The sequence below is a fragment of the Collinsella sp. AF25-2LB genome (genome assembly GCF_003458415.1).
GTDB lineage: Bacteria > Actinomycetota > Coriobacteriia > Coriobacteriales > Coriobacteriaceae > Collinsella.
Genome location: NZ_QRUF01000003.1, coordinates 1 through 17081 on the forward strand (window position 1 = coordinate 1; position 17081 = coordinate 17081).

12 protein-coding genes and 2 tRNA genes are annotated in these 17081 nt (G+C 56.2%); 1 reads left to right on the top strand and 13 read right to left on the bottom strand.

The window, feature by feature from the left end; all coding sequences use genetic code 11:
* Positions 1-639: 639 nt before the first annotated feature.
* The 13 genes from DWY51_RS02110 to DWY51_RS02170 all read right to left on the bottom strand — a co-directional run bounded on the left by DWY51_RS02110 (position 640) and on the right by DWY51_RS02170 (position 13342).
* On the bottom strand, positions 640-1437 hold the full coding sequence (locus DWY51_RS02110) for a TraX family protein (protein WP_117769708.1): 798 nt from the start codon (positions 1435-1437) through the stop codon (positions 640-642).
* A 193-nt stretch (positions 1438-1630) separates the two neighbouring features.
* A tRNA-Lys gene (locus tag DWY51_RS02115) sits at positions 1631-1706 on the bottom strand.
* 28 nt (positions 1707-1734) lie between these two features.
* A complete protein-coding gene (locus DWY51_RS02120) occupies positions 1735-3015 on the bottom strand; it encodes an aminopeptidase (RefSeq protein WP_117769709.1) in 1281 nt (426 codons plus the stop codon).
* 93 nt (positions 3016-3108) lie between these two features.
* Entirely contained in the window at positions 3109-3684 is a 576-nt protein-coding gene (locus DWY51_RS02125; protein WP_117769710.1) for a hypothetical protein, read from the bottom strand.
* Positions 3685-4563 carry a phosphoribosylaminoimidazolesuccinocarboxamide synthase gene (locus tag DWY51_RS02130; protein WP_035136481.1) on the bottom strand — a complete coding sequence of 293 codons (879 nt, stop codon included), beginning with the start codon at positions 4561-4563 and terminating at the stop codon, positions 3685-3687. It lies immediately after the preceding gene.
* 118 nt (positions 4564-4681) lie between these two features.
* Positions 4682-6247 (bottom strand): cell wall metabolism sensor histidine kinase WalK, encoded by a 1566-nt coding sequence (locus tag DWY51_RS02135; RefSeq protein WP_117634753.1) that lies wholly within the window; start codon positions 6245-6247, stop codon positions 4682-4684.
* Positions 6248-6258: 11 nt separating this feature from the next.
* Positions 6259-6981, bottom strand: coding sequence for a response regulator transcription factor (locus DWY51_RS02140; RefSeq protein ID WP_006236208.1), 723 nt, complete (start codon positions 6979-6981; stop codon positions 6259-6261).
* Between the two features lie 154 nt (positions 6982-7135).
* Complete coding sequence (locus DWY51_RS02145; protein WP_117769711.1) at positions 7136-8347, bottom strand: twin-arginine translocation signal domain-containing protein; 1212 nt, start codon at positions 8345-8347, stop codon at positions 7136-7138.
* Positions 8347-8610, bottom strand: coding sequence for a TIGR03905 family TSCPD domain-containing protein (locus DWY51_RS02150; RefSeq protein ID WP_117629999.1), 264 nt, complete (start codon positions 8608-8610; stop codon positions 8347-8349). Before DWY51_RS02150 ends, DWY51_RS02145 begins: the two co-directional genes overlap by 1 nt.
* Before the next feature lie 113 nt (positions 8611-8723).
* Entirely contained in the window at positions 8724-10523 is a 1800-nt protein-coding gene (locus DWY51_RS02155; RefSeq protein WP_117769712.1) for a GGDEF domain-containing protein, read from the bottom strand.
* Positions 10520-11356 (bottom strand): ABC transporter substrate-binding protein, encoded by an 837-nt coding sequence (locus DWY51_RS02160; protein ID WP_158556891.1) that lies wholly within the window; start codon positions 11354-11356, stop codon positions 10520-10522. Before DWY51_RS02160 ends, DWY51_RS02155 begins: the two co-directional genes overlap by 4 nt.
* A 140-nt stretch (positions 11357-11496) precedes the next feature.
* On the bottom strand, positions 11497-12843 hold the full coding sequence (gene purB, locus DWY51_RS02165; protein ID WP_117640633.1) for an adenylosuccinate lyase: 1347 nt from the start codon (positions 12841-12843) through the stop codon (positions 11497-11499).
* A gap of 424 nt (positions 12844-13267) precedes the next feature.
* Positions 13268-13342 (bottom strand) — tRNA-Gly (locus DWY51_RS02170).
* Between the two features lie 297 nt (positions 13343-13639).
* On the opposite strand from DWY51_RS02170, the gene DWY51_RS02175 reads away from it, so the two are divergent.
* Positions 13640-17071, top strand: a complete 3432-nt coding sequence (locus DWY51_RS02175) for a SpaA isopeptide-forming pilin-related protein (RefSeq protein WP_117769714.1) — start codon at positions 13640-13642, stop codon at positions 17069-17071.
* The last annotated feature ends 10 nt before the right edge of the window (positions 17072-17081 follow it).

The window sequence follows — 17081 nt, forward strand, 5'->3', positions numbered from 1 at the left end:
GGGCCGCGCGGCAAGGAGATATATTGCCAGACCGGAGGGGCGCCGTGGGCGGGAATCGCGCACTCCATATTTTGTTCACAAATGAATAGGTCCCTCAGTCGCATCACTGAGGCTAAAACTGAAGCATTGGCTTCTGATATTGGCGATGACCAGCTGGTTTATAGGTGTTAAGGCATCGGTCATCTCTGGAGCGCCACTTTACTCCAAAAGCATCAGCTATTTGTTTCCCGTCGGAAAAAGGCAGGTTTTGTTCGCCAAGCGTTCTTATATATAGAGAAGTTCGGGTTCGAACCCGTGCACCGGCAACAAAAAAGCGACCAGCCGGAGCCGATCGCTTTCTATTCTATGCTGGATCATCCAGAGGGCGCTTCCGAACTCATTTTCTCGCTGCCATTCATGCTTTCGAGGCATCGTTCGACCTCCACAGCCTCATGTTTTGAGGATCTGCCGTGTTTATCACTGTTATTAATGAGTGTGTGGAAGTGATCCTCATACAGATACGTGCGATCCGCCAGAGAACTGAGAAGCATCTCTCTGCAACCCTCGTTGCCTATCCTCGCATCTCTCAGGTCTTCCGGAAATTCACAAGCAGTCTTAGAGTCAGTTTGTTTCCGTTTTCAGAGACTTGTTTGAGAGTTTTTAAAGACAGTTCAAAACAATAAGTGAGACACCATAAAGCAGAGCAAGATGTGCCGGATAGAAAATGTAGAAGAAATATTTGAGCTTCAGCCCTCGCTTACCATTATAAAGATTGATAAGCAGCAACGAAACGACCGCGGCAGCAACATCAGGATTAAATACATTAGCTGTAGCAAACTCAAATCCGCCGCCAACTATATGGCATGACGAAAGGAGCACTGCACATACTGCAGCAAAGAACATCTTGGCCTTGCTGTCGTGGAATAAATAGAATGCAGCCACAAGCATAATGCCATACACACCGCCATCTAGTTTAGTGTATTCAGCTGCCAGTGCTGTCAAAACAATCAGAGCAGTTTCTGCGATGTATCTTTTCCGTTTTGAAAGACTTTGTATCTTTTCCAGAACAATCAAAAAGACCAAGGAAAGCAGGAGCTCACACATAACATTTTGTTGCCGAAGGTCAAATAGTTGTCCGGTTTGGACGAAATCGTATATGGGCTCCGCAATGATTGCGAAGACAAGCATATTTCGCAGGTACTTCTTTAAGTCATGAGTATGCAAAAATCCCTCAACTATCAAAAAGCAAAATAAGGGAAATGCAATTCTGCCAAGAACATGAAGCATATCCGAAGCCTCGCTTAGAATCGCCCACTGTTCGTCTGATATCTGACTGTACGATGCGTGAGTCATGATTCCATTGGTCAGGACGATCCTGCTTACATGATCGAGAACCATCGAAATGGCTGCTATTATCTTTAATGTGCTGCCGCTAATTCCGTATCTATTTGTTTTCATTTCGTATTCCTTACTTTGGGTGGGCCGTCAGGGGTTCAGCCTGCTCCGCAGGCGGCCGCTGCGGCGCTTCGCGCCTTGCGCGCTGCGCTGGCAAACGCTCACGCGTTTACTCAGCTCCGCGCCCTTTCGGGTTCGAACCCGCGTCGCGGCAACAAAAAAGCGGCCGGCATCCGCCAGTCGCTTTTCCATTCTATGGTGGGCCGTCAGGGGTTCGAACCCTGGACCTTGGGATTAAAAGTCCCCTGCTCTGCCAGCTGAGCTAACGGCCCGCGGGTGGCATTGTACCACGGTCTGGGACTATTCCCAACTCCATTGGCCGTTCTGGAAAATCACAACTTCACGTCCATCAGGCGTAATGCCCGTAATATCGATGTCGTCCGTGCCAATCATAAAATCGACGTGCGTGCTCGAGACGTTAACGCCATGCTCCAGGAGCTCTTCCTTGGACATGTCATACCCACCCTCGATGCATTCGGGGAAACCGACACCTAGCGCGAGATGGCAGCTAGCGTTCTCGTCATAGAGCGTATCGTAGAACAGTACGCCACTTTCGCGGATCGGAGTGTTCTTGGAAATGAGCGCGGCCTCACCCAGATGAGCGGCACCTTCATCGGTGTCAATAATGCTCGCAAGCGTCGCCTTGCCCACACGGGCGTCGTAATCCACCACGCGACCGTTCTCGAACTTAATCCAAAAATCGTCAACCTTGTTACCGTGGTGAATGAGCGGCATAGCCGAATACACGATACCGTCGGCACGCATACGATCAGGCGAGGTGAAGACCTCCTCGGTGGGGATGTTGGGGAAGAAGGGATGTCCATCGGGCGTCTTACCCTTGCCGCCGGCCCACTCGTGACCCTTCGTCATGCCAATCGTCAGATCGGTTCCATTTGCCGCGGTGTAATGCAGCCGGTCAAAACGATTGTCGTTCAGGAAGCGCAAGTTCTTTTCGAACGCCGCGTCATGAAGCTCCCAGTCGCTCTCCGGGTCCTGGCCATCGGCGCGAGCGGTGTGCAGAATCGCATTCCACAGCTTATAGATTGCAACCTCATCGGCGTCTCCCGGGAACACCTCGCGCGCCCAAGCCACGACCGGAGCGCCGGCGATGCACCACGGATTGATGTTGTAATCCAGTCCACGGCGGAAAACTTTGCACTGCGTATTCCTCGCCTTGGATGCCGCGGCGGGCTTGGCGGGATCGATACCCTTGAGGGCTGCAGGATCGGCACCCTCGATAAAGATAAAGCAGGCACCGTCCTGGGCCAACGAATCCAACTGCATGCGCTTCCACTCGGGCGTCTGCTCAAAGTAACTTTTCTCGACATGCTCGTACGTAAGCCTCGTCACGGCGTCGTCGGCCCAGATGACCGTCACGTGACCGGCACCAGCGTCATAAGCCTCCGCAACCACCACGCGCGCAAATGACGCGCACTCGACGGGAGACTGAACGACGACCTCCTGGCCGGGCTTAACGTTTACGCCCTTGCGGACAACGAGACGTGCATAATTTTTGATCTTGGGCTCCAGGGCCTTCATGCCCTCCAGAGCCTCTTCGACCGTCAGGGCAGCTCGAATCATGTGCCACTCCATCTATCTATAGGACAGTAAAAAGGCGCGCCGCAAAAAACGACGCGCCTTATATCTTAGCGATATCTATAGGTTGTAACGCTACTACTTCTTCTTGGAGGCCTTCTTGTCCTCCTCGGCAGCCGCACGCTCAATAAGAGCGTTGAGCTTGTTCTCGGACATGCCCTCGGCCTGCGTGCGATACCTGTTGCGCAGAGGACGAATACGAACGAAGTCGTAGATAAAGTCACCCAGAATGATGACATAGGACAAAATGATGCCGACCATCTGGACGGGACTGGACACCGTGCCGCCGGGAGCGAAGTAGAGCGAGGCCCCAATTGCCACGACGAGCACCATGCCGATAGCGAGCACAGCCCACCAAATACGGCGGCGCTTGGTGTAGTCCTCATCCTGCTTGAGAAGAATATTCGACACCGTGTAGATACGATCCTCGCGAGCACGCTGCTTGGCCTTGCGGGCGCGCTTCTCCTCCTTGGAAAGGCCGTCCAGGTTTTCACCCTTCTCGAGCTCTTTGCGGCGTGCCTTGGATGATGCTGGCACGACGCGGACAGAGCTCGCTGCCTGACGGGCGGGCTTAGCAGATGCGGCGGACTTGCGCGCAACCCCGGTAACCTCGTGGGATTGCGTGCGCTTGTTCGTGGCGCTACGGGTACTCACTTATGCGTTCTCCTTCATGCTTGTGAACTGGGAGCCCGTGATGATCTGGAAGGCCTCGCGATAGCGCTCGGACGTGCCATCGATGACCTCGGCGGGCAGGTGCGGGGTCTCCCCCGTCATATCCCAGTTGGCCTTGAGCCAATTGCGGACGAATTGCTTATCGTAGCTAGGCTGGATCTTGCCCTCCTCGTAGCTGGCAGCAGGCCAGAAACGGCTGGAGTCGGGCGTGAGGCACTCGTCGATCAGCGTGACCTTGCCATCAATAACACCAAACTCGAACTTGGTGTCGGCAATGATGATGCCACGAGTCGCTGCATACTCGGCAGCAGCCTTGTAGATCTTGAGGGACAGATCGCGAATCTGCGTGGCGATGTCCTCGCCAACGATCTCGCAACAACGCTCAAACGAGATATTCTCGTCGTGATCACCGATCTCGGCCTTCGTGGACGGGGTGAACAGCGGCTCGGGAAGCTTGGAGGCCTCGGTCAGGCCCTCAGGCAGCTGGATGCCGCAGACGGTGCCGTTCTCGTCGTAGGTCTTCTTGCCCGAACCGGTCAGATAGCCGCGGACGATGCACTCGATAGGAATCGTCTGGGCCTTCTTAACCAGCATGGCGCGGCCGGCGAGGTAGTCACGATACTCAGCAAACTCCTCAGGGAAATCCGCCGGGTCGATGGAAACGAGGTGGTTGGGAACGATGTCGGCAAACTTATCGAACCAGAATGCCGAGATGCGGTTGAGCACCTCTCCCTTAAACGGAATCTCGTCGGGAAGAATGAAGTCGAACGCAGAAATGCGGTCGGTGGCGACCATCAGCAGGTTTTCACCGGCATCGTAGATATCACGAACCTTGCCACGGGAATCCGGACGACGCTCCATCGTTGTCACGTGAGTCACTCCTTACCAAAATACGACAGTAATGCGGGTTCTTTCCCGCGCGTTTTCGCAAACTCGGAGCGGCAGGGACGAAACCCCTCCTTCACCGAATAGCGAAAAGCTAGTGCTCCATTGTAGTAGATGCCGCGTCCGCCGTGTGCTCGCGAGGCAGATGAATTGTAAAAGTCGTACCCTTTCCAAGCTCCGACTCCACGGAAATGTAGCCATGATGGCGCTCGACGATTTGTTTAGTCACGGCGAGGCCCACGCCCAGGCCACCCGCCTCGCGGGCGCGACTGGCGTCGGCACGCCAAAAACGACCAAAGATGCGCGACAGATCGTCCTTGGCAATACCGATGCCGGTATCCGAAACGGCAATACTGACATGCTTGCGGTCACTGAGCACCGACACCACGACCCAACCGCCCTCGGGGGTGTAGCGCATGGCGTTGCTCATGAGATTGATGACACACTGCGTGATCATGTCGGGATCGGCCTCGACGACATCGTCGTGACCCTGGGTTTCATCTGCAAAGCGCAAGCGCAGATCGCGGTCAACAAACAGGCGCTCCTGAGCGTTGACGATGGAACGCACGAAGGGAACCATGTCCACCGGCTCAAGGTTGAGCGGCGCTGTGCTGTTTTCCATGCGCGATAGATCGAGCATCTGCTGCACCAGACGGGCCAGGCGACGTGTCTCGGATGCAACGGTTTCCAGATGCTCGTCGTCGGTGGGATACACCCCATCCTGCATGGCTTCGACTGTCGCGAGCATGGCCATAAGCGGAGTACGAAGTTCGTGAGCCACGTCTGAGGTCAGGCGCTTCTCGTGTTTCATATCCTTCTCGAGCGAAGTGGCCATCTCATCGAAGGTCTCACCCAGCTGATCAATCTCGTCATCGCCGCGCAAGCCCGTACGAGCAGACAGATCGCCATCGCGAATTTGCTTGGCCGTGCTGGTAATACGGTGAATCGGCTTGGTGAGCATGCGCGACACGAGTGATCCGATAACGACCGAAATGCAAACTGCAACAACCGCAGCAAGGGCCATGGCGTTAAAGGTCTTCTCCCTAAACGCAGAATCTGCCTTGGTGAGCAAGGCATCGGAGCCGATGGCCCACAGCTTTACCTGTCCGACATGCTCGCCGGAAGACGTTATGATTTCGACGTTTGCAACGCTATCGGAGCCGGTGGGAGCCGACGAGACCGGACTATGCGATGCTTTTTTCCCGCTCGAGCTGCTCGACGGCGATTCGTTCTCGCGCACATCGGCGGTCGCGCTTGCCGAAGGCCATGAGTCGTCATAAACGACAACGCCTTTCTTGTTGACGACCTGCATACCCAAATCGTCGGACACCAAACTCGATGTCGCGACCGTACGTAGCTCGCCCGCAGTCCAATTGCCGTTTTCCTCATACGACGTCGCAAGCTTTTCGGCAGCGGAATTTGCGATTTCGACGATATTAGAGCGCGTGTAATCCGAAAAGACCGTGCCCCACACAACAGAGACCACGCCCACCAGCACCAATACCGTCATGAGCGATGTCAGAGCAAAAGCAAGTGCCATGCGCGAGGGATAGCTCATCGTTGGCCGTGAATCGGAACGAGGCGTGTTCCAACTAGCCTTGGAACCCGCCTCGCTCTCCTGCTTGTGCTTTTGTCCGATTTCAAAGCGCGCAGGTGTCATATGTGATTTCCCTATTTCTCGTCCGACTTATCGGTCTTGGCCGGAGCCTCGAAACGATAGCCGACACCATGGACGGTGTAGAGCCACTTGGGCTTCTTGGGATCATCGCCCAGCTTGGCGCGAAGGTTCTTCACGTGGCTATCGATGGTGCGCTCATAGCCCTCAAAGTCGTACCCAAGCACCTTCTCGACCAGCTCCATACGGTTGTAAACACGGCCGGGATGACGAGCAAGCGTGGTGAGCAGCTTGAACTCGGAAGCCGTCAGATCGACTTCCTTGCCCTCGACCAAGATCTTGTGGCCCGAGATATCGATGACCAGATCGCCGAAGTCGAGTACCTCGACGGCGGGCTCGTCGGCCTGATGGGCACGGCGGAACAGAGCGCGAACGCGGGCGACGAGCTCGCGCGGCGAGAACGGCTTAATCAGATAGTCGTCGGCGCCGAGCTCAAGACCGATAATACGGTCCTCGATCTCGCCCTTAGCCGTCAGCATGATGATGGGGACATCCGAGGTATCGCGAATGGTGCGGCAAACACGCTCGCCGGGGATCTTGGGGAGCATAAGGTCGAGCACGACCAGGTCAAACTGATGCTTCTCGAACTCCTCGATCGCGGACTGGCCGTCGCCGACGCCCACAACCCAGTAGCCTTCGCGCTCGAGATAGGCAGCGACGGCGTCACGGATTGCCTTCTCATCCTCGACCAGCAGAATCTTTTTTGCATCTGAAGCCATAACACGGCCCCCCCTGTCTCAATTAGCTAAGAACAAGCCCATTTTAACGCACCTGAGCCCGCCGGATGCCGCTATGACGCGGCAGCTCGGCGGGCGGTACTCACAATTACAACGCGCTTATTCCCCTGTTGGCGCCTTTTTAACCCCTCTAAGCTTAAAGAGAGAATAGGCGTGCGGTGACCGTCTCTGGTATACCCTGGCTGTTGCGCACCGTGGCGTACGTAAGGAATGAGTCCGATTTTCCCGCCGTAGCTGGATAATCGCCATACTCCAGGGCTCGGTCGGGCGACAGAAGCGAGCCGTAGGTCTTAGCCGAAGTGTCAATCAAAAAATGCGACGCCTGGACTTTAACCAGGTATTTATTTTTCCTTCCCGCAACGCACGCGAGCGGCTCACGCGAAAGGAAGAGGTACGGCCCGCCCTCGTTACCGATATAGGTGCCCATATTGCCCAGGCTACCCACACCGTTATACGTCGCCTCAATGGAGAACACGAAGGTGTCGCCCATATACACGGCCTCGAAAGGCGAAACCGACGAAGGAAGCACCAGCTGAGCTCGCTTCGTGTTGTTGCCGTCAGTCAGGTCGATCGCCGTCATACCGTAATAGACGCCCTCATCATTGTGCACGCGGGGCGAGATGGTCAGGATGCCGTCGCTCACACGCGGGGCGGATGCGAAGCGCCCCGTCGACTTCCAAATAGTCTCAGGCTTGGACTCGCTGGGCGACTGACGGTAGCAGTACGAATCGTTACTCGTCTTGCTGCCGCCGGACGAGGGCATCTTATACCAGATGACCGACGACCCATACGCTGTGAAGAGCGGCGGATCATAGTCCTTGCCACCCCGATCGAGCTCAACCACGTCGCCAGAGAGCGAAGCGCCCGACAGATTTTGAGCGTAGAGCTTCCACGATGAATTGGCAAAGTTCATCTCAACCCACGCAAACACGCCATCGCCGGCACGGACATCGTAAAATGCATATCCCGTGCCCTCGATAGGATCCTCGATTAATGTGGTAAGCGAGCCGTCGCCCAAGTTGAGCACGCCAAGCGTGTTGGCATGTAACGCAGACGCCGGGGCCATCATCGCCGCGGCGTAATCGCCGTCGCAGTAGTACAGCAGCGTACCCAAGGGCAATGTCCATGTCGCCATGGGCTCAAGATCGATATCGACGGCCTCATACTCATCCGTGATCGAGACAATCTTTGAGTCGTCTTTGATAACCTGCGGCTCGCCGGCGGCGTCGTCGCTGGTACCCGTTTTCTTTGAGCATCCGGCAAGCACCGTGGCAGCGCCCGCGGCAGCCCCTCCGAGCACAAAGCCGCGGCGCGATATTCCGTTCTTGATCTGGTCGGCGATACTCATTAGGCGATCTCGGCGCGAGCGGCCTCGATAGCGCGCGTGAGCTGATCGGCGCAAGAAGTCTTCTTCATACCGCAGGTGTTACCAGCGAGAACCTCGATGACGCGATCGGCAGGAGCGCCCTCGACCAGCTTAGAGATAGCCTTGAGATTGCCGTTGCAGCCACCGGTAAACTCGACGCCCACCACCTTGTTGCCGTCATCAGAAAGATCAAGGTGGATATTGCGAGCGCATACGCCCTGAGGCTTGTAATCAAAACTAATCATTGCGTTCCCCTCTCGTAAAGCAATTTCAGACGTCTATTATCCCCGCCTGGGCCGACTTATTATCGCAAGCACCGATTCAACATCCTACGATGCATGGACTCGCGGGGGCAAGATTAGCAGTCCGCACCCTGTGCGTGGACCGTGCGCTTCTCCCGATACATATTGTGGTCGGCGACACGATATACATCGGCCAGCGTATTTCCAGCCGTCTCGACGGTCGCCACGCCAATCGATGCGCTGACCGTCAGGGCCTCATCGCTTACCGCGGCAAGACCGAGACGAAGATCCTGTTCCAGCCCGAGCGCAGACTCGTTGTCAGTATGGGGGCAAACCAGCAAAAACTCGTCGCCGCCAAGGCGCATCGGCAGATAATCCGCACCAGCCACCCGCCGCAGCACGGACGCCGTCCGTCGCAGCAGTTCATCCCCCATCTCGTGACCATAGATGTCGTTGGTCCGCTTGAGATAATTGCAGTCCAACATAATCACGCTCACGGGCAAGTCCTCGTTTACCAGGCTATCTCCGCGCGATTCAAGATAGTTGCGGTTGCGAAGCCCCGTCAGTTTGTCTTGATATGACAGCTCCTCGGCATGCTTGACCATCGATATGTTGTGCGTCGCCACGACGACCGACTCCAGCCGGCCTTGCTCATCGCGATGCTGGGGGACAACCTGTAGCGAGTACCAAGCGCCTCGACAATCTCGCACCTCGGCAGCCAAGTACGGTACGCCCTCCATACGTTCACGAAGCGAACTTACATCTACGAGGCCCACAACCGCTTCGCGGCTTTCGGGGCTCACGATATCCCGGCAGACCGTGTCCATAAAGTCATATGCCTCGCTGTGCTCGGCAAATATTTTCGCTATCGCCGGCGACATATTGATCCCCTCGATCTCGAGGGTGTCGAGATGCAAAAGGAAGGTCGAATCGTAGATGGCGCTTATGGCATTGATAATGCCGAGCTGTTTATCCTTTTCGACCAAATTGCGGTGGTCAACGATATTTCGAGCCAACAGCACCACGACCCAAAACGCAAGACACACCAAGACGCCGACGGCGACAAATGAAATCCTGTCAGACATGACCTCAGATTTGGGATATAGCGCAAACAGGCGGTAGTCCTTATATTCCGCACGCACGGCATACCATTCGTCTCCTCGATATTCGATGCGCGTCAGGCCGTCGTCTTTCCACTCAACTCCTACGCTGGTGAGGAGTCGGGCGAGCGACACGTCAGCATCGGCACTGTTGGATGAGACAATCTCCGCATCCTCCATAACAAGCACCGTGGGACCCTGGTGGAAGGTACTGTTCGAAAGCACGTCGGCTATGGCATATGAATAGTCGTCCGCCGTATCGGAAACAAGTGAGCGGTATGCCAGGGCAACGCCGTCGCCATACGGAACAGCACAGACGGCAAAAACGACACCACGGCGCTCATCGACAGTTGAGTAGGTCACTTTGGAACCTTGATACATCGATGCGACCGGCGAACAGGCCAACTCATCTCGCCACAACATGAGCGGATCGCGACCATCGATGTCGTAGTGGGCAGCCATATGGCCATCGGAGTCCATGACCATCAGCCCCGAAAGGTTCTCGGCATGGACAAATTGCTCGATAAGATCGTCGTTAACCTCAACGCGATCAGAGGACAGGAACGTCGCAAACGATTCGACCGCGGCGAGCAAATCGTGCGTCGCCTCGGTTTTTCTCCCCTGTTCGTAGCGGTCATATTTTTCGCAAGCGTTCTCCAAAAACACCATGGTTTCTTGGCCAAACCCAAGCGTTTTTTCGAGGCAGCGATGGGTTCCAACCGTATACAACAGGCCTAACAAGACGGCGCTGACAATAACGCTGGCAGCTATGACGTTCAGAGTCTTTCGACTCAAGCGGTGCTCATCAGTTGTCATGAATTTCCTCCTTGCCCGCCCGTCGTCGCTCCTGTCTTGTAATTGCCCACAATACGGTCAATCGTGCCATCTCGATCCATGTCGAACAGCGCGGTATTGAGATCCTTTACGACCGATCCTTCATAGCTGTCATCAAACGCGACGCCCAGGTCAACCGTCATAACATTGTCGGCAAACACACGGTAAACGCCGGGATACTGAGCAACGAGTCGGTCAAGCGACTGGACATCCGCCATCCAGCAGTCAACGTACCCTTTGACTAGAGCGGCTTTGCAGAGTTCGGCAGAGCCATATGATTTGATTTGAACGTCCGACGAGACCCCCAGATCCCCCGCAAGCAATCGGCGTTCACTCACCGAACCCGCAATCACCGCAATGGTCTTACTTCCATCGAGATGTGCCAAGGACTTGATGCCACTCGTTTTCTTGGCGGCAACCGAGACCGTCACGGTTAGATACGGCTCGGTCCAGTAATACTTATCCTCGCGATAACAGGGAGAATAGTCACACCACAGGCAATCGATATCACCGTTTTTGAGCAGCCGGTCGCGATCGTTCCAGTCAATATCGACAAACTGTGGCTTGAGCCCCGCACGCTTGCAGGCCTCGCGGGCGATGTCGATATCGATACCGGCGTAATCGCCCGTGGTATCGACATACACATAGGGGTCGTTATCCGTAACGCCGATTTTGAGCACCGGGAGATCTCTATCGGCTTCATTCGAGGAGGAAGAACTGCTTCGAACGGTATACGTCAGGGAGCCCGCACAGACGGCAACAAGGAGTATGAGCGTAAACGAGACGATGGTGGCCCGCTTGATGCGTCTGGGCACGTGCCCCCTTTCATCGAAACAGCAGTCGGAGTTCATTTTATTACCCGGGCGCATATGCGACAGTAAAAAAGCGCCTCGCCCAAGACGGGCAAGGCGCCAAAGGTTGAAATGCATCCGCAAGCGGTCGAATTAGGTTAACCCTACTCGAAGCTCAGCTGCTCCAGGCGATCGAAGACCGTATCGATGCGGGTGAGGAAGTCCCACGGATCAAAAATCTCGTCGAGCTTCTCCTGGCTGACGGTGCAGCGCGGATCGGCCTCGAGACGCTCCTTAAAGGTGGGGCCAGAGACACAATCCTGCACCTCGTGCCAGGTGGCCATGGCGTTCTCCTGCACAATGGCGTACGCATCCTCGCGGGTGATACCCGTATCGACGAGGGCAAGCAGGACCTTGGAGGAGAAGATGAGGCCGCGGGTCTTGTTGAGATTGGCCATCATGCGGGCCGGATACAGCTGCAGGCCGTCGATAACGCGAATGAGGCACTGGAACATATGGTCAAGCGCGATGAAGCTATCGGCCTGGGCGACACGCTCGGCGGAAGAGTGCGAAATGTCGCGCTCGTGCCACAGGGCGACGTTGTCGAAGGCGACCTGGGCGTTGGACTTCACGACGCGCGACAGACCGCAGACCTTCTCCATGGTGATGGGGTTGCGCTTGTGCGGCATGGCGGAGCTGCCCTTTTGGCCCTTGCGGAAGGGCTCCTCGGCCTCGAGTGTATCGGTCTTCTGCAGGTTGCGGACCTCGGTCGCGATGCGCTCGCAGGTGGCCGCTGTAGTGGCAAGCACGCCGGCAAGATAGGCGTGGTGATCGCGGCTGATGACCTGCGTGGACAGCGGGTCGTGAACCAGACCCAGGTGCTCACAGACGTACTCCTCGACGAACGGCTCGATGGAGCTGTAGGTGCCGACGGCACCGGAGATGGCACCGAAGGCAACGTTCTTGCGAGCATCCTCAAGACGATCAAGGTCGCGCTTGAGTTCCCATGCCCAAGAGCCAAACTTCATGCCGAAGGTCATCGGCTCAGCATGGATGCCATGGGTGCGTCCGGCGCAGAGCGTATTGCGCTCCTCGAAGGCGCGGCGCTTGCAGATCACGCCGAGCTTCTTGACGTCCTCGATAATCAGGTCACACGCCTGAGTAAGCTGATAGCACAGAGCAGTATCACCCAGGTCGGAGCTGGTCATACCGTAGTGAACCCAGCGACTAGGCTTGGGCTCGCCCTCGGGAACATCGGCGTCGATATATTCCTTCATGTTGGTCAGGAAGGCGATGACATCGTGGCGCGTGACTTCCTCGATCTCATCGACCTTCGCCTTCTCAAAGTTGGCATGGTCGCGGATCCACTGGGCTTCGTCTTTAGAAATGCCGATCTTGCCGAGCTCCGCCTGGGCCTCGCAGGCCAGAACCTCGATCTCCTGCCAAATGGCATACTTGTTCTCGAGGGAGAAGATATGTCCCATCTCCGGGCGGGTATAGCGATCGATCATAGCGGCTCCTTTTTGGTTATTGGCACGTTGGTCGTAACTTAACCATTGTACCGTGCGCGGGTGCGAGTATGGGCAGCAGGCATTAACCTAACATTTTGGAATTGGAGCGGGCATGGGGACATCCGCGCATTTGCTTCGCAAATCCGCACCGGCTGCGGTCGATCTCCTCGGATTCACGGAGACGATGGGGAAGACTTTGTTGAATTGGCCGTCCCAAGGTCTCCCGCGCTCGATGGAGCGGGCAACGGGACGTCCGCGTATTTGCTTCGCAAATCCGCACCGGCTGCGGTCGCCTATCGGCGACCTTGCCTGCTCGCTATAAACGCTTCGCGTTTATTTAACGCTCGCACCCTGTCGGGTTCGAGTCCCGGCACTTTATTGAAAAAGGCACAGTAACGAAACGTTACCGTGCCTGAAATTCGAATGGAGCGGGCAACGGGACTCGAACCCGCGAGTGTCAGCTTGGGAAGCTGATGCCTTACCACTTGGCGATGCCCGCTTGTGTGTTGGCTAGTATAACGCGGTTGTCTTGTTCGATACAAGGGTGGCGATACTTGTTTTAGCTGTGGAGATTCGTTTGAAAATCGCGTCAATTGTGGAGACGAGGACCTTTGACTTCCTGTTCACCTTATCTTCTACCTGCGCTTTTGCTTGATTGTTGTATTTGAGCTCAATTTGTCAGGAATTGGGCAAGCTTTTGGTCAGGCTCCGGTACTTACCCGCATGAACCTCGGGGGTAGCCTCATCCTACGCGTCGCAACGTCCCCATGCGGCGCACGAGGGATAAGGAGCAGCCATGTCCAACGCACCCACGCACTCTGTCCACAGCGCAATCGCAACAGGTCCGCTGCTCCTGCTCCTCTTCCTGCTGTTCGGCTACCTGGCACCGGGAGCCGCATTTGCCGTCGATGGCTACGACCAGCTCGGCTTCCGCACTATCAGCGATGATTGTGGGCCGTTCTTCATCGGCAAGTATGAAGCTCAAGACGCCTCGATTGCCTACTGCATGAACCAGGAACGCCCCGGGCCCACCAAGCCGGGCGGCCCATGGCTCAACTTTGATCAAGGCTGGGTGTGGCTCGACGACGAGTTCGCGGCAATCGTTTGTCACGGATATCCTACCGCCACGTCGTTTGGCGGTTACCATCTTTCACCCGATCGCGCCCGCGCCGCCACCCAACTCGCCGTATGGATGCTCAACGGCACTACCCATGTCGACGGCACCTACTCCTACACGACCGCTCAGGGCAAAACCAAGAGCGGGCACTTTACCGCCGACGATGAAGTCGTGGCGGCTGCGCGGTGGCTCCACGACAGCGCAAAATCAGGAAGCATCAAAGCCGCTCCGCACCGCGCGCGACGCTATCTAGGAACCGTATCGGGCGGCAGCAGACGTCAAGACATGCTCTATGTACTGCCGGCGGTCTCTGTTTCCTTCCAAAAGCAGTCTGCGAACACTGTTATTACCAGCGGAAACAATACCTATCAGTTTACCGGGGCAACATTCGATGTTTTTGAGAGCGCCGGCGACGCACATGTCGGCACCATCAAGATGGACGGCAACGGTCGAGCACAGGCAACACTTCTGCCCAATACGGCATACTACCTAGTTGAAACGAAGGCGCCGGCCGGCTATGTCCCCCGTCGTGATCGCATCGCCTTTACCACGGGGAATGACGGTGGACAGGTCGCCATTGATGAACAGCCCGGCACCATCAACCTGTGTATCGTAAAACTCGATGCCGCGACGAATGCCGGCCCCCAGGTGGGATCTTCACTCGCAGGAGCAGAGTTCACGTGTGTGTCGCAATCAACCCCTGGATGGGCGCAAATCCTCACGACCGACGAAAGCGGTCGAGCCACCCTCACCGATGTCCCCCTAGGAACCTTTACCATCTATGAACCAAAAGCCCCCGAGGGCTACCTGCCATCCAACGATAGCTGGTCCTATACCGTTAGAGCCGACCAGCTCGGTGATTCAGGCGTGGTCGAGATCGAATCGCGCGTTTCCGATATCCCCATTGCGTTTGACCTTGAGATTTCCAAATTCAAGGACTACGGCAATAGCGATCAATCCGGCCTGGAGCAGCCGGCAGGAGGTGTTGTCTTTGAGGTTGTCAGCAACAGCTCTCAGCAGGTTGTTGGCACACTGACCACAAACATCTATGGCTTTGCCTCCACCAAAGATCAGCCCGAAGCATGGTTTGGCGCAGGCAAGCGACCCGCCGGTGTCCACGGAGCCATCCCATACGACCGCGCCGGCTACACCGTTCGTGAGGTTCCGGAAACCGTCCCAGAGGGTTTTAAACGTGCAGGGGAATGGACCGTCGAGGCCAATCAGATTTCCGACGGCGCCGAGCTTCAATATATCGTGGACAACCACGCTCTGTCGACGCATCTCCAGATTGTAAAACGCGATGCCCAAACAGGCGCTTCTGTTCCCCTAGCCGGATTCGCCTTCCAACTCCTCGACAGCAATCACGAACCTGTCTCACAAACTTGCTGGTATCCAGCACATAACGTAATGGATACCTTTACGACTGACGCGACCGGGACCGTCACACTGCCCGAATCGCTCGTGCCGGGCACCTATTATGTACGCGAAACCTCGGCCAAAGAGCCCTATCTTGTCGGCAAAGAGATCGAGGTAAACATACCCGCCGACATGAACCTAACGCCCGTTGCAATCGCCTCGTATTATGACCACGCCGCGACCGGAAACATCAGGATCGTTAAAACCGATGTCGTAGACGGCAGCAGCCTCGCGGGCGCCATCTTTGAGATCCGTGCCTCGGGTGATATCGTGCGCCCCGACGGTAGCATTGCCGCGCTCGACGGTGAGACTGTCGCTACCGTCACAACGGATGAAACTGGAGAAGCACGCGCGGACGACCTCCCGCTGGGATCTGGCACCGCACGCTACGAGGTTGTCGAGACTCAAGCGCCGGCAGGCTTCTTACTCGACCGGACGCCCCATATCGTAGACCTCGCTTATGCCGACCAGAAAACACCCGTTGTAGAAGCACGGCTTAACGTATCCGACGATTACACCAAGGTTGATATCTCCAAGGTCGATGCAAGCGGAGAGCAGGAAGTGAAAGGCGCACAACTCACCTTATATGGTCCCGATAAAACCGAAATAGACTCCTGGACCTCATCCGACAAGCCGCACCGCGTCGAACATCTTGCACCCGGCACCTACTCGTTGCGCGAAATGATGTCTCCGCGGACCTATGACCTTGCCGAGGAGATAACGTTTGAAATAAAGGATACGGGAGAAGTCCAATCCGTCGCGATGAAGGATGCGCCCATCGAGATCAAAGGACAGGTCGACAAGCGTCAGGAGCTTGTCCAACCTATCGGGAAGGGTCTGCTGGCCAACGGCGATGGTAAAAATCGCGCCGCAACGCAAACCAATACGGACGGTCTTTTCTCCTATACCATCGACGCTCGAAACGATTCAGCTACCTGGGTTGATGAGTTCACAATTACCGATGATCTTGAGTGCGCCGAGGACGATACGGCGAGATTCGTCTCAATCGAAACCCCCGTCGCCATCGGCGACCTCAACGGTCTGTGCAACGTGTGGTATCGCACGACGCCGTTGGACTCGACAGACGTCGATGAGCCGGCAAACGCGACGCTTGACGATGGGCACGAAAATCCTTGGCTTGAGTCCGACGAAGTAAAAGAGAGTCTGGGTGAAGATTGCCGCCTCGTCGATTACGACGGCTGGCACCTCTGGAAGGCGGATGTCTCGACCACGGAATCCGCCACACTCGAGGCGAAAGAACTCGACCTTGCATCCAATACCGTCGTAACGGGCATTCGCATTGAATACGGTGCGGTAGCCGCCCACTTTACGACTCGAAGCGATACGGATTCTTGGACCCGCGATGATCTCAAAGATGAGCACGACGACCTTGACGATGCCAAAGCAATCCTTGGCACAGATGCTCGGAGCGCAGTCGTGCACATGCAGGCAACGTCGGCTTACACACCCCAAACTGCACTCACCAACAGCGCACGCGTCGATCTTTGCCGCAACGGCGGCGGCGATAAACTTGAGTCACATGACGAGGACCGTGTCATTCAACGCTGTACCCTACCGCAGGACCTACCGGCAACAGGATCAGCCCCCATCGCCGCTAGCATCACCGCGCTCCTGACCTCGGGTGCCGCAGCCCTATGGTTCGCTCGCCTTAGGTCAATCCCAAAGAAGCGCTAGCGCGATGAAA